The 20,294-nt window shown below is 67.6% G+C and carries 14 protein-coding genes; 9 read left to right on the top strand and 5 right to left on the bottom strand.

Annotated features, from left to right (window positions below):
• Positions 1-213, top strand: a 213-nt coding sequence (locus AC1VAN_RS00070; protein WP_480985042.1) for a hypothetical protein, incomplete at its 5' end; no start/stop codon positions are given.
• A 237-nt stretch (positions 214-450) separates the two neighbouring features.
• Complete coding sequence (locus AC1VAN_RS00065) at positions 451-1,872, top strand: DEAD/DEAH box helicase (protein ID WP_032976382.1); 1,422 nt, start codon at positions 451-453, stop codon at positions 1,870-1,872.
• 602 nt (positions 1,873-2,474) lie between these two features.
• Here the strand turns inward: AC1VAN_RS00065 and AC1VAN_RS00060 are convergent.
• Both AC1VAN_RS00060 and AC1VAN_RS00055 read right to left on the bottom strand, forming a co-directional pair.
• Positions 2,475-5,069, bottom strand: coding sequence for a M14 family zinc carboxypeptidase (locus AC1VAN_RS00060; RefSeq protein ID WP_442252071.1), 2,595 nt, complete (start codon positions 5,067-5,069; stop codon positions 2,475-2,477).
• Positions 5,070-5,133: 64 nt separating this feature from the next.
• Positions 5,134-7,773 carry a TonB-dependent receptor plug domain-containing protein gene (locus AC1VAN_RS00055; protein WP_480985041.1) on the bottom strand — a complete coding sequence of 880 codons (2,640 nt, stop codon included), beginning with the start codon at positions 7,771-7,773 and terminating at the stop codon, positions 5,134-5,136.
• Between the two features lie 195 nt (positions 7,774-7,968).
• Here AC1VAN_RS00055 and queD point away from each other — a divergent pair, with 195 nt between their 5' ends.
• The gene (gene queD / locus AC1VAN_RS00050) at positions 7,969-8,331 is read left to right on the top strand and encodes a 6-carboxytetrahydropterin synthase QueD (RefSeq protein WP_025878441.1); all 363 of its coding nucleotides are present in this window, start codon (positions 7,969-7,971) and stop codon (positions 8,329-8,331) included.
• 582 nt (positions 8,332-8,913) lie between these two features.
• Here the strand turns inward: queD and asnB are convergent.
• The gene (gene asnB, locus AC1VAN_RS00045; RefSeq protein WP_033830269.1) at positions 8,914-10,815 is read right to left on the bottom strand and encodes an asparagine synthase (glutamine-hydrolyzing); all 1,902 of its coding nucleotides are present in this window, start codon (positions 10,813-10,815) and stop codon (positions 8,914-8,916) included.
• A gap of 345 nt (positions 10,816-11,160) precedes the next feature.
• On the opposite strand from asnB, the gene AC1VAN_RS00040 reads away from it, so the two are divergent.
• Entirely contained in the window at positions 11,161-11,850 is a 690-nt protein-coding gene (locus AC1VAN_RS00040) for a winged helix-turn-helix domain-containing protein (protein WP_025878439.1), read from the top strand.
• Positions 11,847-13,190, top strand: coding sequence for an ATP-binding protein (locus AC1VAN_RS00035; RefSeq protein WP_480985040.1), 1,344 nt, complete (start codon positions 11,847-11,849; stop codon positions 13,188-13,190). Before AC1VAN_RS00040 ends, AC1VAN_RS00035 begins: the two co-directional genes overlap by 4 nt.
• Here the strand turns inward: AC1VAN_RS00035 and AC1VAN_RS00030 are convergent.
• Together AC1VAN_RS00030 and AC1VAN_RS00025 are read right to left on the bottom strand one after the other, a co-directional pair.
• Positions 13,187-14,659 (bottom strand): sensor histidine kinase, encoded by a 1,473-nt coding sequence (locus AC1VAN_RS00030; protein WP_180831591.1) that lies wholly within the window; start codon positions 14,657-14,659, stop codon positions 13,187-13,189. The two genes, AC1VAN_RS00035 and AC1VAN_RS00030, sit on opposite strands and share 4 nt — an antisense overlap.
• A complete protein-coding gene (locus AC1VAN_RS00025; RefSeq protein WP_032976390.1) occupies positions 14,656-15,375 on the bottom strand; it encodes a response regulator transcription factor in 720 nt (239 codons plus the stop codon). The genes AC1VAN_RS00030 and AC1VAN_RS00025 overlap by 4 nt, the downstream gene beginning before the upstream one ends.
• A gap of 144 nt (positions 15,376-15,519) precedes the next feature.
• Here AC1VAN_RS00025 and msrB point away from each other — a divergent pair, with 144 nt between their 5' ends.
• The 4 genes from msrB (at position 15,520) to AC1VAN_RS00005 (ending at position 20,240) form a co-directional block, all read left to right on the top strand.
• Positions 15,520-16,095, top strand: a complete 576-nt coding sequence (msrB, locus tag AC1VAN_RS00020; protein ID WP_025878435.1) for a peptide-methionine (R)-S-oxide reductase MsrB — start codon at positions 15,520-15,522, stop codon at positions 16,093-16,095.
• 2 nt (positions 16,096-16,097) lie between these two features.
• Entirely contained in the window at positions 16,098-17,861 is a 1,764-nt protein-coding gene (locus AC1VAN_RS00015; protein WP_480985039.1) for a cytochrome c biogenesis protein DipZ, read from the top strand.
• 14 nt (positions 17,862-17,875) lie between these two features.
• Positions 17,876-18,622: a peptide-methionine (S)-S-oxide reductase MsrA gene (gene msrA / locus AC1VAN_RS00010; protein ID WP_442252068.1), complete on the top strand. Its 747-nt coding sequence runs from the start codon at positions 17,876-17,878 to the stop codon at positions 18,620-18,622.
• Between the two features lie 169 nt (positions 18,623-18,791).
• Entirely contained in the window at positions 18,792-20,240 is a 1,449-nt protein-coding gene (locus tag AC1VAN_RS00005; RefSeq protein WP_025878432.1) for an aminotransferase-like domain-containing protein, read from the top strand.
• The last annotated feature ends 54 nt before the right edge of the window (positions 20,241-20,294 follow it).

The raw sequence follows: 20,294 nt of genomic DNA, 5'->3' as shown, positions 1-20,294 counted from the left end.
GGGATGGGTTTACGGCGTCCCCCGCAACCGGACCCACCCCGCCATCCCACGGWATGCCCGCTGTTGCTGTTGCTGTTGCTGTTGCTGTTGCTGTTGCTGTTGCTGTTGCTGTTGCTGTTGCCATTGCCGTCGATTCGGCGGGTGCAGGGCGCAGCCCTGCCGAACCCCCAACCTGAACAGCCTGTTTTGCGTCAGGTCTCATCCTTCCGTTAGACTATGCGGGTCTGCAGCGGCCGTCCGTTTCCCTCCGGGATCGCCGGCGACCGGGGTTCGCCCCATCGCCCGCCCCCACTCCGACGCCGTTCGTCACGCATTCCAGCCTGCGCTTCGCGTTGGCTGCACCCAATTCTCGCAGCGCGGTTCACGGGAACGCTCCGAGTCAGCCGATCAGTTTGATCTGCCCCCGTCTGTCCGTTCGGACAGGCGTTAACTGTACTTGGAGCAATCTCGATGTCTTTTGAATCCCTGGGCCTTGCGCCCTTCCTGCTGCGTGCGCTCGCCGAGCAGGGCTACGAAACCCCRACCCCGATCCAGCAGCAGGCGATCCCGCTGGTGCTGGCCGGTCGCGACCTGCTGGCCGGCGCACAGACCGGTACCGGCAAGACCGCCGCGTTCGGCCTGCCGCTGCTGCAGCACCTGGGCACCGCTTCGCAGGAAGTGCGCACCGGCCCGCGCAAGCCGCGCGCGCTGATCCTGGCACCGACCCGCGAACTGGCCACCCAGGTGCATGACAGCCTGCGCGGTTACAGCAAGTACCTGCGCATCCCCAGCGCCTGCATCTACGGCGGTGTCGGCATGGGCAACCAGCTGGACATCCTGCGTCGCGGCGTGGATCTGCTGGTGGCGTGCCCGGGCCGCCTGATCGACCACCTGGAGCGTCGCAGCATCGACCTGTCCGGCATTGAACTGCTGGTGCTGGACGAAGCCGACCGCATGCTGGACATGGGCTTCCTGCCCTCGATCAAGCGCATCCTGGCCAAGCTGCCCAAGCAGAACCGCCAGACCCTGCTGTTCTCSGCCACCTTCGAGGACAACATCCGCCAGTTGGCGCTGGAATTCATGCGCAACCCGGAACAGATCCAGGTCACGCCGAAGAACACCGTCGCCGAGACCATCACCCACAAGGTGCATCCGGTCGATGGCAGCCGCAAGCGCGACCTGCTGCTGCACCTGCTGGCGCAGGACAGCCGCGAGCAGACCCTGGTGTTTGCCCGCACCAAGCACGGCAGCGACAAGCTGGCCGCGTTCCTGGAAAAGTCCGGCATCAAGACCGCGGCGATCCACGGCAACAAGAGCCAGGGCCAGCGCCTGCGTGCGCTCGGCGACTTCAAGGCTGGCCGTGTCACCGTGCTGGTGGCCACCGATATCGCCGCGCGCGGCATCGACATCAACGAGCTGCCGAAGGTGATCAACTTCGATCTGCCGATGGTGGCCGAAGAYTACGTGCACCGCATTGGCCGTACCGGCCGCAACGGTGCGACCGGTGAAGCGATTTCGCTGGTGGCGCAGGATGAAGTGAAGCTGTTGCGCGCGATCGTGCGCCTGCTCGGCCGTGACATGGACATCCGCGATGTGCCGGGCTTCGAGCTGCAGACGCCGATCCGCTGGGGCAACAGTGCTCCGGGCAAGGCCGAGGCCGATACCGGCGAGCGCGTGCCGCGCAAGACCCACGCGCGCCGTCCGCACGGCGATGCGCCGCGTCATGCCCATGCAGGCCCGAAGAAGGCCGGCGGTGGCCGCCGCGAGGGCGCCGGCAACGGCCAGCAGCGCGCAGGCGCAGGTGCCGGTCAGGGCCAGCGTCGCGGTGGCGGCAACAACAGCGGTGGCGGCCGTGGYCGCGGCCAGGGTAGCGGCGGCGGTCGCGCCAGCTGATCCCAGCTGACAGGGATGGCGTCTCCCGCTGCGCGGGRGCTGCTTATCGGGGGACGACGCTTACGCGTCGTCCCTTTTTTGTTGCTGGCTGCCGGGTGGTTTGAAAGCTGGCGGTGGGTTTTGTGTGGGCGTTGGGGAGCGGGGGCGGTGCAAAACACGCCGTAAACCCATCCATGGGGGCTCGTAGGCGCCTTGCTCGTGTGCGCTGTCCTGCGCACACGGCAAGATCGGGGTTCGGCGTCCTGCCCAACCCGCCCGGGGCATGCCTCGGGCCCATGGCGCCTGCGGTTTTGCACCGCCCCCGCTCCCCAACGCTTCAGACATTTCCAGCGCCTACTTGTCCCGCCGGGTAGCCGAGAGAAGAAGGATCAATCCAAAGACAAAAGCAAAAGCCGGAATTCCAGCTTTTGCTTTTGCCCTTGCTCCCGCCTTGGGTTTGATGCATCCGCGCCCGCAGGAAACTGTCTGGGGAGGACGGATGGGCCGCGCAGGACCGCAGGCGCCATGGATGGCGCCTACGAGCCTACACGGACGTACTTGCGGCGTGTCCTGCGCGGCCCATCCGTCCTCCCAATCCCAGCGTCAGTTCGGCGCGTAATGCCTCAACCCCGCGCTTTACTCGGATTCACCAGATTCCCGAAGAAGATCGCGTTGATCAGCATCCGATCAGTGCCATGCCAGTACTTGCGATGCGCCGGATCATCAGCAAACAGGATCACGTTGCCCTGCCCCTGCGCTGACACCAGCAGCCATGCACTTCCAGCCACGCGACTGCGGTTGCGCTCGGACAGATAACCGTTCACCCGCGGTGTGTCGTCGATCCGCACCACCGTGGAAAACCCGTTCGTGCTCGGCTGCAGGATGACCGTGTTCTCCTTGTTGATCGCCAGTTGCCGGCGCGGCACGCCGAACGCCAAAGGATGACTGGGGTCGACGTCGGCGCTGAGGATGTTGCCGCTGACACGCTCGATCGCGGCGATATCGCGCTGGTCACCGAAGGCGCGGCGCGCGGTGTCTGTTGCTTCCTCGTCCTTGCCCAGCTTCTCGCCGTCGGCAAGTTTCTGTTCGATCGCCCACTTCGACGCGCTGCCATAGGTGACCAGTGACCCGCCGGCCTGGATCCAGCGCTTCAATGCCGCTACCGCGGTCGCGTCGATGCCGGCATAGGTGCCGCCGGACAGCACGATCGTGGTGTAGCGGTCCAGCGACACCTTGCCCAGCTGCTGCGGGTCCAGCTTGCTGGCCGGCAGGCGCAGCTGCTGGTCGAGCAGGAACCAGGCCGAACCGATTTCGGTGGCTGCCACGCCCTCGCCCATCACCAGCGCGACGGCGGGCTTGCGCAGTGCCTTGACGCCGTCACTGCCAAGGTCGATGCCGTCGCGGCTGCGACCGCTGGCCAGCGCATGCACCTGCACACCGGCGGCCCGCGCGGCGGCGGCGACCGCCTCCTGCAACGCCACACCCTGCAGCGGCTGCCCGGCCACCGGTACCACGATGCTGCCCCCGGCAAAGGCCACCTCACCTTGTGCGGTGGCCGCGGTGAACGGCTGGAAGGTGGCACGCGTGGACAAGCCCTTGGCCTGCAGGGCGGCCAGTGCGCGGCCCGCGTTGTAGTCGCGCCAGTCGATCACGTAGGCGAAGCCCGCTTCACCGCCGGTCAGCCCGCCCTGCACTGCGGGAACCTCGACCACGCGGGCGCCGCCATCGATGCGGCTGCGGCTGCCGGCAAAAGCCACGCCGTAGGCCGGGGCGATCGCGTAACTGGTGCTGCCGTAGAACACGTCGCCCTTGATCGGCGGGGTCTCGGCGAAGATCGAATGGACCAGGCGGAACTGCGCCTGCTGCACCGGCACCACGTAGGCGCTGCCCGCTTCGAAACGCTGGCCATCTACGCTGACAGCGCGGTCCAGTGCATGCACTTCAATCCTGTGCAGCAACAGCAGTTCCAGCAGGCGTCGGGTCAATGCCGGATCATGCGCGTCGCCGAACACGAAGCTCTTCACCGGCTGTTGTGCGGCCTGCTTCAGCGCGCTCTGGAAGAAACTCTTCTGCAGCTCGAACAGGGCGCTGCGCTCGGTCACCGCACCGCGCACCGTGCCCAATCCGGTGGCAACCTGGTTGCGGATGGTGAACGGGAACGTCAGCAGGCCATTCACCGATTCCTGCACGCGACCGCGCGAGCTGGCCTGCTCCACGGTGACGCCGACCGCGCCGTGGAAATCCGGATAGGTCGAGCCGTACACGGGCGAGAAATTGTCGAAGTTCTCACCGGTGTAGTACAGCGAACCCAGCGCATCGAGCGCCTGGGCGTGGTACTTGGCCAGGGTCTTGTTGAACTCGTACGATGCTGCCGGGATCAACGGGCTATGCATGCTCTTCGGCGATGGCTCGAAGTAGTACGTGCTGTCCTTGCCCATTTCATGGAAGTCGATCTGCACGTTCGGGTACCACTGGTGGAACTGCGCCACCTTCGGCCGCGAATCCTGCTGCGTCAGTGCCAGCCAATCGCGGTTGAGATCGGTGAAGTAGTGGTTGGTACGGCCCTGCGGGAACGTCTCGACGTGTTCCTTGTCGGCCGGATCGGCCGAGGCCGGGTCGGACGCCCAGGCGTTGTGCCAGTTGGCGGCGCGATCGCGGCCGTCGGGATTCTGCGCCGGGTCGAAAAGCACCACTGCCTGCTGCAGCCACTGCTGCGTTTCCGCGCTGCGGTTGGCCACCAGGTAGTAGGCGGTCAGCATCGCCGCTTCGCCACTGGAGGTCTCGTTGCCGTGCACGCTGTAGCCCAGCCACACCACCACCGGGCTGTCACCGGCAGCGCTGCGCGGCTGCGCCGGGTCGGCCAGGGTCGCGTGCTGCTGGCGGATCTGTTCCAGCCGCGCGTGGTTGCCTGCAGCAGTGACCGTGGCGATCAGCAGCGGTCGGCCCTCATAGCTGCGGCCGATCTCGCGCACGCTGATCTTGTCCGAGTGCTTGGCCAGCTCCTGGAAGTAAGCCACCAGCTGGTCATGGCGGGTGTAGCGGCTGCCGATCGGATAGCCGAGGAACTGCTCCGGCGTGGGAATGGCGGTATCGAATGCCGCGGCATCGGTGGTCTGCGGGAAGAAATAGGCGCTCTGCGCATGTACCGCAGGCGGCAACGATACGGCGGTGGCGACGGCGAGCAACAACGGGAAAACGGCACGGCGGTGGAAGGACACGGTGACTCCCCTGGAACATGGCAACACGGCCGGCCACACAGGGTGGCCGGCCGCGGCGGGTGGATCAGAAGCGGTAGTCGAAGCCCAGCGTGAAGTAGCGGCCACGCAGGTCGTACTGGCTGAAGTCGTACGGCGCGCGGATGCCCGGGAACGAGGCATCGTACGGCGGCGTCTTGTCACCCAGGTTCTGCACCTTGGCGTACACGGTCAGGTTCTCGATGCCGGTGTAGCCCAGGTAGAGATCGAACTGGTTGTAGGCGTCGACGCGGCTCTGCACCGCAGCGGCAGCGGTGCTGGCCTTCTGGTCGTAGCCACTGGTGTAGTACCAGGTCACCGCGGCGGTGTAGTCGCTGTACTTCCAGTCCAGGGTGGTGGTGGCCTTGTTCTTCGGCAGGGTGGCGCCGAGGTTGCTGCCGGCATAGTCCACCAGCGGGCCACCGACCACGGTCGGGCGCCGGTAGTCGCGCACGTGGGTGTAGGCCGAGGTCACGGTGAAGTCACCGAAGGCGGTGGTCGGGATGCGCTGGCGCAGCTCGACGTCGATGCCCGAGGTCTTCAGCTCGCTCAGGTTCTGGTAGCGGTTGTAGACSGCCWGCAGCTTGCCRCGCTCATCGCGCWGCACSGCRCCGGSGACGTYGTCGKTGACCAGGGTCTGGGTGTTGTTGGTRCCGACCAGGTTKTCCAGCTSGATRCGGTAGTAGTCGATGCTCAGGTTGGTGTTCGCCCACGGCGACAGCACCACGCCGAAGTTCACGCTCTTGGTGCGCTCCGGCTTCAGGTCGCTGTTGCCGACGGTGAAGAAGGTCGGGTTCTGCCGCGAGCCCGGCACGTCCGGATCACGCGGATCGACCACGCTGCCGTAGGCGATGCTGGTGCTGTTGGAGTTCTCCGACAGCGACGGTGCACGGAAGCCCTTCGACGCCGAGGCACGCACCAGCAGGAAATCCAGCGGCTGCCAGCGCAGGCCGAGCTTGGGCGAGAACGCGTCGCCAAAATCATCGTAATGATCGGCGCGGGCGGCGGCGGACAGTTCCAGGGTCGAGGCCAGCGGCACGTTGACCTCGGCGTACGCGGCGCTGACCTTGCGCTCGCCATGCACTTCGGCGATTGCCGGGCGCACCTGCAGGCCGGCATCGATCTGCCACGGGTTGTTCGAATCAAGCTTCTCGCGGCGCCATTCGGCACCGGCGGCGAACCCGATGTCGCCGGCCCAGGTGTGGCCGAGACTGCCGGAGATCTTCGCATCAATGCCCTGCAGCACCGACTCGGCCGGACGCAGGGTGGCGATGTTGATCGAATCGCGCACCGACTGCGGCGTCGCGGCCGGGTTCAACAGGTTGTAGCTGCCGGTGGCCAGTGCATTGGCCAGTGCCCAGCGGTTGGCGAAGCCGCCGGAGACGGTTTCGCGCTCGCTGCTGCGCGCGCCGAACGCGGCCACTTCCCAGTCCCACTTCTCGGTGTTGCCACGCAGCCCGAACACACCGCGATAGGCGGTGGACCGGTTGGTCTTGATGGTGCCGCCGAGGTCGAAGAAGGTGTATTCGATCGGGATCGCGCGGCCGTACGGGTTGTACGGGTTGCTGGCCGGCAGGTTGGACGACACCGGCTCGGCCAGACCGGTCTGCGCGTTCAGTGCGAAGCGACCGCTTTCCAGGGTGAAGAACGGGCTGCTGCCGAACCAGGCAGCACTCTTGATCTGGCTGTACAGCACTTCGCCGAACGCTTCGACGTTGTCGCCCAGGCGGAACGTGCCGTTGGCGTAGGCCTGGTAGCGCTTGGTGGAGGGAATCAGGGTGGTGTACGGGGCCTGGTTGAAGCCGCAGGTATCACCGGCCAGGCCGTCGATCGGCGCGCTGGCCACGCGGGTGGTGCCGGTGGGGCAGTTGCCGTTGGCATCGAGCATCGGCACGGAGGTGCCATTGACCAGATAGCGTGCACCCTTGGCCGACCAGCCGTTCCAGCGGCCGCCGGGCTGGTCGCTGTAGATGCCGCTCTTGGTCAGGTTGCGCTCATCCTGGTCCAGTCGCTCGCGGTTGTAGCCCTGCAGGCTGAAAAGGATGTTGTAGCCGTCCTTGTCGATGTCGCCCAGGCCACCGACGAACTTCAGGTTCTGCTCGTGCAGGCCGCCCTGGTCGGCGCCGCCGAAGCTGCCGCCGATCTCGGCGCCTTCGAAGTTCTGCCGGGTGATGATGTTGACCACGCCGGCCACCGCATCGCTGCCGTACACCGCTGACGCACCGTCCTTGAGCACTTCGATGCGTTCGACCGCCACCAGCGGCAGCGCGTTGAGATCGACGAAAGTGTCCGACAGGCCGCCGGCCGGGAAGCCGTAGTTGGCCAGGCGGCGGCCGTTGAGCAGCACCAGCGTGTTCTTCTGCGAAAGACCGCGCAGGCCGATGCCGGCCGAGCCCGAGGCCCAACCGTTGTTGGTGGTCTCGTTGCTGGCGTTGCCGGTGTTGGCCGAGATCGAACGCAGCACATCGGCCACGGTGGCCTTGCCGGTCTGTTCCAGCTGCTGGCGGCCGATCACCTGCACCGGGTTGGAGGCTTCGGTATCGGCGCGTTTGATGTTGGAACCGGTGACGCGCACGGCAGCCAGGGTGCTGGCTTCGCCGCTGGCGTCGGCGGGGGTTTCGGCGGCGGCAGACAAAGGCGCGGCCAGAGCGACGGCCAGGGCCGCCACGAGCAGGGTGTGCTGGGGCATGACGATGTGGGGGAGGTAGTGGAAGGACGAGGTAAGTTCCGCAGTAATCCATGCCTGGCCGGGGTGCGGCCAATAACATCTCTTCATACGGATATAAGAGAAACTATCATCTCTTCATCCGGATGGAAATAATTTCTTCACGGGAAGGCAACGCAAAGCCGGGCTGATCGGCCGCCCGCGGCGTACAATCGCGCCATGGAAATCTTCAAAGTCTTCATGCTCGAGGCGGCGCACCGCCTCCCCAACGTGCCGCCGGGGCACAAGTGCGCGCGCCTGCACGGCCACTCCTTCCGGGTGGAACTGAAAGTCGAGGGCGAGCCGGGCGCGCAGACCGGCTGGATCATGGATTTCGGTGACGTGAAGGCGGCTTTCCAGCCGATCTACGACCGCCTGGACCACCATTACCTCAATGACATCCCCGGCCTGGAGAACCCGACCAGCGAAAACCTGGCCGTGTGGATCTGGAACGAGCTCAAGCCCACCCTGCCGGCATTGAGCGAGATCACCGTGCACGAAACCTGCACCTCGGGCTGCCGTTACCGCGGCCCCGCCGCCTGATCAACCCATTGATCTGAAAGGCCTCAAGGCGCCAGCGATGGCGCCTTCGTGATTTTTGTTGCATTGCCGCATGATCGGCGTATGCTGCATTGCATCAATACAAATGCACGGCGGATGCGACTGGCAGGCAACAGCCACCGGCGCGACGCCCACGCTCATTGCATGGGTCCCTCCCCCCATGCAATCCGGACCCGGCAGATCCCTCCCTCTGCCGGGTCTTTTTTTGCCTGGCGTCTGGATTCCAGAGCGCTCCTTCGTCCGGGTCTATGCGAGCTGGAGGGCCCCGCCGGGGCAGGTAGAGGTTTGGGCAAATGTCCCCCGGCGCCGGCCGTTGGCCGTCACCTCCTCCTTTACTTTGCCCAGACCCCTACCCGCCCCGACGAGGCTCGGCTTACGGCACCAGGYGCGCAGATCGCTGCTTTCCTGAGGCCACCGAAGATCTCCCCACGCAGGGCGGAGGCCCTTGCGTGCGAAGTAAAGGGGGAGGCGGTGGCCGCAGGCCGGCGCCGGAGGACATTCGCACGCAAGGGCCTCCGCCCTGCGCTGCGCAGAATGGATCAACCGCGCGCCACGAAGGCACGCTCAGCGCCCGCGATTGCCGTGCCAGTGCTGGTACCACGCCTGGAACATCAACACGTTCCACAGGTGCGTATGCCATTTGCGCTCGCCGCGCAGGAACGCCTCCCAGATCGCGCGCACGCGTACTGCATCGAAGCACCCCTGGTTGCGCAGCAGCTGCGGGTCGAGCAASGCTTCCGCCCAGTCGCGCAGCGGGCCGGCCAGCCAGCGTGCCATCGGTGGGCCGAAACCGCGCTTGGGGCGATAGACCAGCGGCGCGGGCAGATAGCGCGCCAGCAGATGCTTGAGGATCCGCTTGTGCTCRCCGTCGTGGTACTTCAAGTGCTGCGGCAGGCGCCAGGCCAGGCGTATGACCTCCATGTCCAGCAACGGCGAGCGTGTCTCCACGCCGGCCGCCATGCCGGCACGGTCGACCTTGGCAAGGATCCCCTCGGCCAGGTCCATGCGGAAATCCAGCAGCTGGATGCGCGCTTCCGCCGGCAGTGCGGTGTCCTGCTGCTGGAAGATCGTCGCCGGCTCGCGCGCCCCCAGTACCACCTGGGTCGGCTGCCGCCAGCGGGTGACGCGCTGCAGGTAATGCCCCTCCACGTCGTTGGCGGCCACCTCGGCCACCAGTGCCCGCCAACCGCCAAGCCGACCACGCTCGACGTTCAAGCGGCTGCTGCCACGCCGTGCAAGATCACGTACCCATTCCGGCAGGCCACCGCACAGGCGCGCATTGCGCAGCGCGCGGCCATAGCTGGGGTGGCCGAAGAACAGCTCATCGCCGCCGTCACCGGTCAGCGCCACCGGCTTGCGCGCGCCGAGCAGCTCGCTGGCCAGCAGGGTGGGCAGCTGCGAGGCATCGGCGAACGGTTCGCACCAGACCTGCGGCAAGCGTTGCAGCAGTTCCAGGCCCTGCCGGCTGTCCATCCTGTGCAGGTGGTGATGCACGCCCAGGTGCCGGGCCACCTGCGAGGCCCAGTCGCTCTCGTCGTGACCGGGGTCGTCGAAACCCACCGTCCATGCTTCCACCGGCAACGCCGACTGCGCCTGCATCATCGCCACCACCAGCGACGAATCGGTGCCACCGGACAGGAATGCACCGCAGGCCACGGGTGAATGCACGCGCGTGGCGATCGCCTGCTGCAGCACCACCTCCAACTGGTCGGTGGCCTGCTCCAGGCTGGGCGCCGGCTGCAACGGCTGCTGCAGCGCGGATTGCATCGCATCGCGCGCGCACCAGTAGCGATGGCCGCCCTGCGTGGCCTGCGTTGATCCGCCGGCGGCATGATCGTTGAGGTCCACGCGCAGCATCGCCCCGGCCACCAGCTTGTGGATGCCGCGATAGATGGTGTGCGGCGCCGGCACATAGTCATGGCGCAGCAGCAGGCTCAATGCATCCTGGTCGATGCTGGGAGCGAATCCGGCAAAGGCCTGCAGCGCCTTCAACTCCGAAGCGAACAGGAACTGGCCCTGGTACCAGCCGTAATATAACGGCCGTTCGCCGACCGGGTCGCGCGCCAGCCAGAGCTCATGTGCGTGGCGGTCCCAGACGCTGAACGCAAATGCCCCTTCGATGCGCGACAGCGCACGCTGCACGCCCCACTCGACGACGGCCTGCAGCAACAGGCGTGCATCGGTGCAGCTGCGTGGCAGGTCGCGCAGCTGCGACTGCAGGGCCGCGCGGTTGTAGATGCGGCCATCCAGGCACAGCACGTAGCGCCCGCAGCTGGAGCTGAGCGGCTGCAACGGCATGTCGGTCGGCGCACGGCAATGACCGAGGGCCAGCCCTGCGTCGGCATCGGTCCAGTACCCGATGCGACCGCGGCCGCGCTGCTGCAGCGCCCGCAGCATCGGCGCCAGCTGCTGCAGCAGCTGCTCATCGTCGGCAGGCGGCAGCCAGGCCCCGACCACGCCGCTCATCGCTGGCCTCCATGGCAAGGGCATTCAAGGAAAAGCGCGGGACAGGAGGCGGACGGCATGAGGGCGGCACGCGGATGGGGAGAGCTGCCATGCTCGGCCCCGCCGAGCGCCACGTCAGTCGTAGCGCTGTCAGCGACCGTCACCGCAGGCGCGGCTTGCGTAACGTTTTGTAACAACACGATTGCTACCGTGCGGCCAAGTCGTTGCCCGGCCTGAGGCCCGGCCCGCGCGCCAGCAACCCCGGCTGAATGGCGCCCGCTCCCTGGACCCGAGCGGCCCGGCAGCTKGGATAGCATCGCCGCGCTCGTGCCACGGCGGTACGGAAGCACCCCGGAGGCCTTGTAGATGCTGGATATCGTACTGGTTGAAGACGACGCTCGGCTGGGCACGATGGTCAGCGACTACCTGAAGCGCCACGGTTACCAGGTCGCCCACGAACGCTGCGGCCAGCGCGCGATCGCCCGGATCCTCAGCGAGAAGCCGGCGCTGGTCCTGCTCGATATCGGCCTGCCGGGCCAGGATGGTTTCGAAGTGTGTCGGCAGATCCGGCCCCACTATGACGGGATCATCTGCGTGCTGAGCGCCCGCACCGACAACATCGACCAGGTGCTGGGGCTGGAGCTGGGCGCCGACGACTACATCGGCAAGCCGATCGAACCACGGGTGCTGCTGGCCCGGCTGCGCGCCCACCTGCGCCGCCACCGCCGGGTCGAGCCACGCGATGGCGCCCTGCGTTTCGGTGAACTGAGCATCGACCCGTCCACCCGCAACGTGCACCTGCAGGGCCGCCTGCTGGAGCTGACCACCGCCGAGTTCGACCTGCTGTTCCTGCTGGCCGGCAACGCGGGCCAGATCCTCGACCGCGATGCGCTGCTGCGTGGCCTGCGCGGCATCGCCTTCGATGGCCTGGATCGGTCGATCGACGCACGCATCTCGCGCCTGCGGCGCAAGCTCGGCGACAACCCGGAGCAGCCCGAGCGGATCAAGACCGTGCGCGGCCGTGGTTACCTGTTCAGCCGATCAGCATGGGGATGAAGCATCCGTCGTCGGCCATGCGTGGCCATGCCTTCCACTTCCTGCGCTACGGCATCGGTTTCCTCACCGCCCATCTGCTGCTGATCGTGCTCGGGCTGTGGGCCTGGGATGCGCTGCTGGAAGACCGCACCGAGGCCAGCCTGCAGGCGGAAATGCGCGGCCCGCACGCCATGCTGCAACATCGCTTCGCCGAAACGCCGCCGGCGCAGTGGCCAGCCCTGGCGCAACAGTTGCACAGCGATTTCGCCTATCCGCTGCAGCTGATGCCGCTGACCGAAGCTGCCGCGATACTGCCGGCGAAACAGCGCAAGGGCCTGCTCAACGGACACGTGCAGATCGAGCTGGACAGCATGCGCAGCCTGCAGCGCGTCGGCAACAGCAGCAGTGCGCTGATCCTGGGGCCGCTGGACCAGGCCCTGCCCGAAGAAGGCTGGCAGGACAGCGAAGCCTCCGGCGTGGCCATCATCCTGCTGATCCTGATGGTGGCGGTGGCATTGCCGATGTACGTGATGGTCTACCGGTTGTGGCGCGATGTCTCGCAGCTGGCGCAGACCGCACGACGGATGCGCGATGGCCAGCTCGACAGCCGGGCGCCACGCGCCGGTACCGCGCTGGTGCGGCCATTGGCCAAGGCGTTCAACCACATGGCCGAACAGCTGCAGCTGCTGCTGGACAGCCAGCGCGTGCTGGCCCAGGCGGTGGCGCACGAAGTACGCACACCGCTGGCACGCATGCGCTTCGGCCTGGCCGACCTGGAAGACACCGGACTGGACAACGCCCAGCGCGATGCGTTGTCCGGCCTGCGCATCGACATCGACCGGTTGCAGCACCTGACCGATGCGGGTGTCGAGTACGCCGCGCTCGGCCGCTGCCATCAGGTCACCCGCCAGCGCCTGCAACTGGCCGCGCTGGTACGCGGCGTGGTCGAGCAGTTCGCACCACTGACGATACCGGTGCAGCAGGRCCTGTCACCGGCAGGGCTGGTCAACGTCAACCGGCACATGCTGGAACTGGCGCTGCGCAACCTGCTGGGCAACGCGCTGCGCTATGCGCGCCGGCAGATCCGCATCGTCAGCACGCTCAACGAGGGATGGCTGTGCCTGCAGGTGGAGGACGACGGTCCCGGTATCGCCGTCGAACTGCGCAGCCAGGTGCTGCAGCCCTACGTGCGGCTGGACCTGGCCAGCCCGGGTTTCGGGCTGGGCCTGGCGCTGGTGCAGGTGGTGGCGGACAAGCATCGCGGCCACGTGGAAGTGGCCGATTCGGTGCTCGGCGGTGCCTGCATCCGGCTGCTGCTGCCGATGGAAAGCGGTGTCCCGCCACCGGCAGACAACGTCTAGTTCGCCTCGGCATCGGCACGCGGCAAGGCGAACACGAACAGCGCGCCCTGTTCGCTGTCGCGCAGTTCGATACGGCGGCCATGCAACTGCACGATGCGCTGCACGATCAGCAGGCCGAGCCCGCCGTTTTCGCCACGCCGCGCGCCCAGTGCCGCCGGCGCCTGGAACAGTTGCCCACGCAGCGCCGGCGGCACCCCGGGGCCATCGTCCTGCACCGCCACCTGCACACTGTCGGGCAGCGCCGACAGCTGCACCTGCACACGGCCCCCGTCCGGGGCATGCCGCAGCGCGTTGTCGAGCAGATTGGTCAGCACGCGCTCCACAAGACCCAGGTCGGCGCGCACCAGCGGCAGGCCCGGCGGGAAATCAGCGTGCAGGCGCTGCCCACGTGCCTGCGCGGCCAGCTCGAACTTCTGCAGCACGTCCTGCAGCAGTTCCGGCAGCGCGAACACTTCCCACTCCAGCCGCACTTCACCGTGCTCCAGCCGCGCCAGTTCAAACAACGCCCGGGCCAGACGGCCGACCTTGGCGCTCTGCGCCAGCGCGATACCGAGATAGCGACGACGCTCCTGCGGCGACAGCGTGGCTTCTTTCAGCGCCAGCGTTTCGAGGTAACCGTGCAGCGAGGACAACGGCGTGCGCAGGTCGTGCGAGATGTTGGCCACCAGTTCGCGGCGCTGCAGGTCCTGCTGGCGAAGCTGCTGCCACTGCTCGCCCAGCCGCTGTGCCATCTGCGAATGGGCATGTTCGAGGATCTTCAGTTCATCGCGCTCACCCGCGCGCAGCGGTACCGGCGCGGGCAGTGGCGTCGGTGCGTCGATGTCGAAGGCCTGTATGCGCCGGGTGACCTGGCGCAGGGGCCGGGTCACCCAGTAGAAGGCCACCAGGCCGGCAAGCAGGCCCAGCCCGCCGATCAACAGCACCGACCAGAGCGTGGTGTGCCATTGACTGCCGGCGGCCAGATCGTCGGCCAGCATCTGCCGGTGTTCGCCCACCAGTACCACGTACACGTAACCCGCCTGCCGCCCCTGCACCACCAGCGGCGCGACACTGAACACCTTGCGACCATCCGTGCTGCGCGGATCGTCACCGAGGATCGGCAGCGGCGCACCGGACAGCAGGCGTCGCAGCGGTGCCACGTCCACCCGGCTGCGCACCAGGTGGCCGCTGGGCGCATCGTGGCCGAGGATGCGACCCTGCTCATCCAGCAGGTACACCTCGACACTGGGGTTGACCGCCATCAGCTGGCCGAACAATGCGCGCACCGCTGCATCGCGCATGCCGCTGGTGTCCATCAGTTCGCTGCGCTGGGCGATGTGCTCGGCCAACCCAAGCGACAGGCGCTGCACCACTTCCTGCTCATGCCGGGTATTGGTGCGCATCTGCCAGGCCAGCAGCGCCATGCAGCACGTCAGCATCAGCGCCGACATCACCAGCGCCAGTTTCTGCCACAGGTTCGGCTTGATCATGTGGCCGCCCCGGCCGGGTCGACCAGTTTGTAACCGCGCCCCCACACCGTCAGYAGGCGCCGCGGGTTGCCCGGGTCGGTCTCGATCTTGCTGCGCAGGCGGTTGATGTGGGTGTTGACCGTGTGCTCGTAACCGTCGTGCTGGTAGCCCCAGACCTGGTTGAGCAGTTCCATCCGCGCAAACACCTGGTCCGGGTGGCGGGCGAAGAACAGCAGCAGTTCGAACTCACGCGGGGTCAGTTCCAGTGCATTGCCATCGACGGCGGCAGTACGGGCGACCGGGTCCAGCCGCAGCCCCCCGAGTTCGATCGCCCCGGCATCGATGCGCGCGTTCTGTGCCATGGCTTCGGCGCGGCGCAGCAGCGCACGCACGCGCGCCACCAGTTCCGGCATCGAGAACGGCTTGGCCAGGTAGTCGTCCGCGCCCAGTTCCAGGCCGACGATGCGCTGGGTTTCGCTGCCACGTGCGCTGATGATGATGATCGGCACGTAGCGCGCCATCGCGCGTGCACGCTGGCAGACCTGCAGGCCGTCCACGCCCGGCAGCATCACGTCCAGTACCAGTGCATCCCACGGACCTTCCTGTTCGATCAGGCGCAGGCCGGCATCGCCGCTGGCGGCGTGTGCGACTTCATAGCCCTCATCCCCCAGGTGCATGCGCAGCAGGTCGGCGATGTGGGCATCGTCTTCAACGATCAGGACACGTTTGGCGGACATCGGCAGCTTCGGGCCAGTGGGGAGGCTGCCCGCATTGTGGCGCGGGAGCGGCGTGGATACCTCACGAAAAATTGAATCCTGCGTGAGGATTCGTTGACCGGAGGGGGCGCAGCATGGCCCCGTCGCCCCTTCCCGGAGTCCACCATGTCCCTCACCCGCCGCCATCTGCTGGGCCTGGGCGGTGCTGTCACCGCCGCCGGCCTGCTGGGCCTGGGCGCGTGCAGCCGCGCGGCCCCGGCCGCTGCCGAGGCACGGCCTGCGCGACAGTTCGAGGTGGTCCGCAGCGATGCCGAGTGGCGCCGGCTGCTGAGCCCGGCGCAGTACGCCGTGCTGCGCCAGCAGGCCACCGAGCGCCCCTGGAGCAGCCCGCTGAACAAGGAACATCGGCAGGGCACGTTCGCCTGTGCCGGCTGTGCGTTGCCGCTGTTCTCTTCGTCCACCAAGTTCGAAAGCCACACCGGCTGGCCCAGCTTCTGGGCGCCGCTGCACAACGCCATCGGCGAGGACCGTGACACCACCTTCGGCATGTTGCGGGTGGAAGCACATTGCCGCCGCTGTGGCGGCCATCTCGGCCATGTGTTCAACGACGGCCCSCGSCCGACCGGMCTGCGCTACTGCATGAACGGCGCCGCGATGGCGTTCATGCCCGGGACTGCGCAACAGGACGCCGCTGGCGGCTGGCGCGTGCCGGTCGGTTCTTCCCCTGCTTCTGGAGCCTGATGATGCTGCTGTTGCTGCTTGCCTATCTCGGCGGCGTGCTGACCCTGCTCAGCCCGTGCATCCTGCCGGTGCTGCCGTTCGTGTTCGCACGCGCTGATCGTCCTTCCCTGCGCAGCACCCTGCCGCTGCTGCTGGGCATGGCACTGACCTTCACCGTGGTCGCCAGTCTGGCGGCGGTCGGCAGCCAGTGGGTGGCGCAGGCCAACCAGGTCGGCCGCTGGGTGGCATTGGTACTGATGGCGGTGTTCGCCATCGCGCTGCTGTGGCCGACCCTGGCCGACCACCTGCTGGCGCCGTTCCAGCGCATCGGCGCGCGCCTGAGCGCACGTGCCGACGCCGCGGATGCGGCCGGCCGTGGCGGCGCCTGGACCTCGCTGCTGATCGGCATCGCCACTGGCCTGCTGTGGGCCCCCTGCGCCGGTCCGATTCTCGGCCTGGTGCTGACCGGTGCCGCCCTGAACGGCGCCAGTGTCGGCACCAGTTCGCTGTTGCTGGCCTACGCGCTGGGCGCCGTCACCGCACTGGCGCTGGCGGTGTGGGTGGGCGGCCGTGTGTTCCGCGCACTGCAGGCCCGGCTCGGCCTGGGCAATGTGGTGCGCCGGGTGCTCGGCGTGGCCGCGCTGCTGGCGGTRGTGGCGATCGGCCTGGGCTGGGACACCGGCCTGCTGACCCGCCTGTCCGCGGTCAGTACCGCACGCATCGAACAGGGCCTGCTCGATGCCGTGCCCGGCACGCAGCCGGCAGCACCACCGATGATGATGATGGCAGCCGGCCAGGCAGGCGCGCCGCTGCCGGTGGAAGGAACGCTACCCACGCTGGACRGCGCCACCGGGTGGCTCAACAGCCCGCCGCTGAGCCGCGAGCAGCTGCATGGCAAGGTCGTGCTGATCGACTTCTGGACCTATTCCTGCATCAACTGCCTGCGTGCGATGCCGTTCGTGCACGAATGGGCGCAGCGCTACCGCGACCATGGCCTGGTGGTGATCGGCGTGCACACCCCGGAATTCGCGTTCGAGCGCGACCCGCGCAACGTGATGAAGGCCGTGCAGCAGCTGAAGGTCGAGTACCCGGTCGCACTCGACAACCAGTATGCGATCTGGCGCGCGTTCAACAACCGCTACTGGCCGGCGCACTACTTCGTCGATGCGCAGGGCAACATCCGCGGGCATCAGTTCGGCGAGGGCAACTACGCGCACTCCGAACAGGTGATCCGCCGCCTGCTGGTGGAAGCCGGGCAGACCGAGCTGCCGCCGCCTGCTGATCCGGCCGCGGCTGACCTGCAGGGCGTGGCCACGCAGGCCGACATGGGCAACCTGCGCTCGCCGGAAACCTACCTGGGCCACGCACGTGCCGAGCAGTTCGCCTCGCCGGGCGGGCAGCGCGCCGACGCAGCATTCGGCTACACGCTGCCGTCCACCCTGGCGCTGAACCAATGGGGCCTGTCCGGACAGTGGCGGGTCAACGATGAGGCTGCACAACTGCAGCAGGCCGGCGGCCGCATCGCGTTCCAGTTCCACGCCCGCGACCTGCATCTGGTGCTGGCACCGGGCGAGGACGGCAAGCCGGTGCGCTTCCGCGTGCTGCTCGATGGCAAGCCACTGCCTGCGGCCGATGCCGGCGCCGACGTGGTCGCCGATGGCACCGGCACCGTCAACGAGCACCGCCTGTACCAGCTGATCCGCCAGCGCGGCACGATCGGTCCGCATCGTTTCGAGATCGAATTCCTCGACGCAGGCGTGCAGGCCTACGCCTTCACCTTCGGTTGAACCGGGAGCACACGATGAAACTCTCCTTCGAACAGGGCATTGCCGCCGGCGTCGCCGGCCTGGTCGCCACCGCGCTGGTCGCGGGTGTGCTGCTGGTGGACCACAGCGCGATCGCCGCCCCGGCCGAGCCCACCGCACAGCTGCAGGCACTGCCTGCGCCCAGCGGTGATGCGGCGTTCCGCGATGACGCCAGCCACGCCAGCCACGCCAGCGTGGTATTCGCCGGCGGTTGTTTCTGGGGCGTGCAGGGCGTGTTCCAGCACGTCAAAGGGGTGAGCAACGCGGTGTCCGGTTACATCGGAGGCAGTGCCGCCGACGCCCGCTATGAACGCGTCAGCGGTGGCCGCACCGGCCACGCCGAAGCGGTGAAGGTGGACTACGACCCGCGCCAGGTCAGCTATGGACAGTTGATGCAGGTGTTCTTCTCGGTGGTGCACGACCCGACCCAGCTCAACCGCCAGGGGCCCGATCATGGCAGCCAGTACCGCTCGGCGATCTTCGCCGAAGACGCGCGCCAGCAGGCAGCAAGCCGTGCGTACATCGGCCAGCTCGGCCAGGCGGGGAGCTACCGCGCGCCGATCGTGACCCAGGTGAGCAGCGGCCAGCGCTTCTACCCGGCCGAGAGTTACCACCAGAACTACATGAGCAACTACCCGCAGGCCGCGTACATCCGCTACTACGACGCGCCCAAGCTGACCGCGCTGGGCAAGCAGTTCCCGGCGTTGTACCGCCGCGATCCCGCGTTGGTGCCGATGCGCTGACACCCCATGGTGGGGCCGGCCGCTGGCCGCCACCACGGCATGAAAAAGACGCACGGCCACAGGGCCGTGCGCTTGGGAAGTATCGACCCGGCCCCGATCAGGCCCGGCCGACAACGACATGCTAGGCTCGTCAGCATCATGGGTACAGAACCAGATGCGGGCCGGGTCGATGGATACAGAAGACGCCACCACGATGATTCCTCCCCGCTACCAGCGGCTGTCGGACGAGCTGGCTGAAGCCATCCACGGCGGGCGCCTGCCGGTCGGCAGCCGGTTGCCATCGCTGCGGCAGATGGCATCGCAGCGCCAGCTCAGCCTGAACACGGTGATCGCGGCCTACCGTCAGCTGGAAGACGCCGGCCTGGTCATTCCGCGGCCCAAGGCCGGCTTCGAAGTCGCGCCGCGACTGTCGGTTCCGCAGCGCTCGCTGCGTGATGCGCCGTCCGCGCCCACCGCCCCGCTGCAGCAGGTGCTGATGGCGCGGGTGCTGGAAGCGCAGCGGCGCCCCGGCGTGATCGACCTCGCCTTTGCCGGCCCGCGTGGGCGCCAGTTCTACCCGGGTGCGCAGCTGGCCCGGCACACCGCGCAGGTACTTCGCCATGGCCAGCAGACCGTGGAGACCTACGCCCGTCCCAATGGTTCGCCACGCCTGCTGGCGCAGATCGTGCGGCGTGGCCCGCGGATGGGCCTGCATACCCACCCCGAACGCCTGCTGCTGACCCATGGTGCGATGGAAGCACTGCAACTGGCACTGCGCGCGGTCACCCAACCCGGCGATGCAGTCGGCATCGAAGCACCCTCGTACTTCAACCTGTATCCCCTGCTGACCACGCTGGGCCTGCAGCCGATCGAACTGCCCACTCATCCGCAGCGCGGCCTGGACGTGGATGCGCTGGAAGCGCTGCTGGAGCACACCCCTCTTGCGGCGCTGGTGGTGATGCCGACCGTGCACAACCCGCTGGGCTGCACGATGCCGATCGCCGACAAGCAGCGCCTGGCCGAACTGGTCAACGCACGCCAGCTGCCGCTGATCGAAGACGCGGTGTATGCCGAACTGCAGTTCAGCGAGCCGCCGGCGCCCTTGCTGAAGGCGTTCGACCGCGACGGTTGGGTGATGGTGGTCGGTGGATTCTCGAAGACGCTGGCACCGGACTACCGCATCGGCTGGCTCGATGGCGGCCGCTTCGCCGAACGCATCGCGCTGCTCAAATTCCAGTCCACCGGCGGCGAACCGCAGCTGCTCGGTGATGCGGTGGCGGCCTACCTGGAAGCAGGCAGCTACGAGCACCACCTGCATCGCATGCGCCGGTTGTACCGCGAACAGGTCGGTCGCCTGCGGCAGCTGGTGGCCGAACATTTCCCGGCCGGCACCTGCGCTACCGAGCCGCAGGGAGGATTCCTGCTGTGGCTGGAGCTGCCTGGCGTAGACACCCGGGAGCTGTTCGAGCGCGCATTGGCAGAGGACATCGTGTTCATGCCGGGCCAGGTGTATTCGCGTGGCGCGCGCTACCGGCATTGCCTGCGGTTGTCGTGCTGCCAGACCCTGGACGCGCGCTTCATCGCTGCGGTGGAACGGCTGGGTGCGATCGCACGGGAGCTGGTGGCGGCAACACGGTAGTGCCGGCCGCTGGCCGGCAACCTCGAGGTGGTGAAACGCGTGCAGTTGCCGGCC

This window comes from Stenotrophomonas sp. 05L44_2 (assembly GCF_056665995.1).
Note: the sequence above shows the minus strand (reverse complement) of the source record. Positions and strands in the feature narration are given on the sequence as shown.

Bases quoted from the DNA above. Each gene is read 5' to 3' on its own strand.
- queD (WP_025878441.1), top strand. From the start codon at position 7,969: ATGGAAATCTTCAAAGTCTTCATGCTCGAGGCGGCGCACCGCCTCCCC.
- AC1VAN_RS00005 (WP_025878432.1), top strand. From the start codon at position 18,792: ATGGATACAGAAGACGCCACCACGATGATTCCTCCCCGCTACCAGCGG.
- msrA (WP_442252068.1), top strand. From the start codon at position 17,876: ATGAAACTCTCCTTCGAACAGGGCATTGCCGCCGGCGTCGCCGGCCTG.
- AC1VAN_RS00030 (WP_180831591.1), bottom strand. From the start codon at position 14,659: ATGATCAAGCCGAACCTGTGGCAGAAACTGGCGCTGGTGATGTCGGCG.
- AC1VAN_RS00040 (WP_025878439.1), top strand. From the start codon at position 11,161: ATGCTGGATATCGTACTGGTTGAAGACGACGCTCGGCTGGGCACGATG.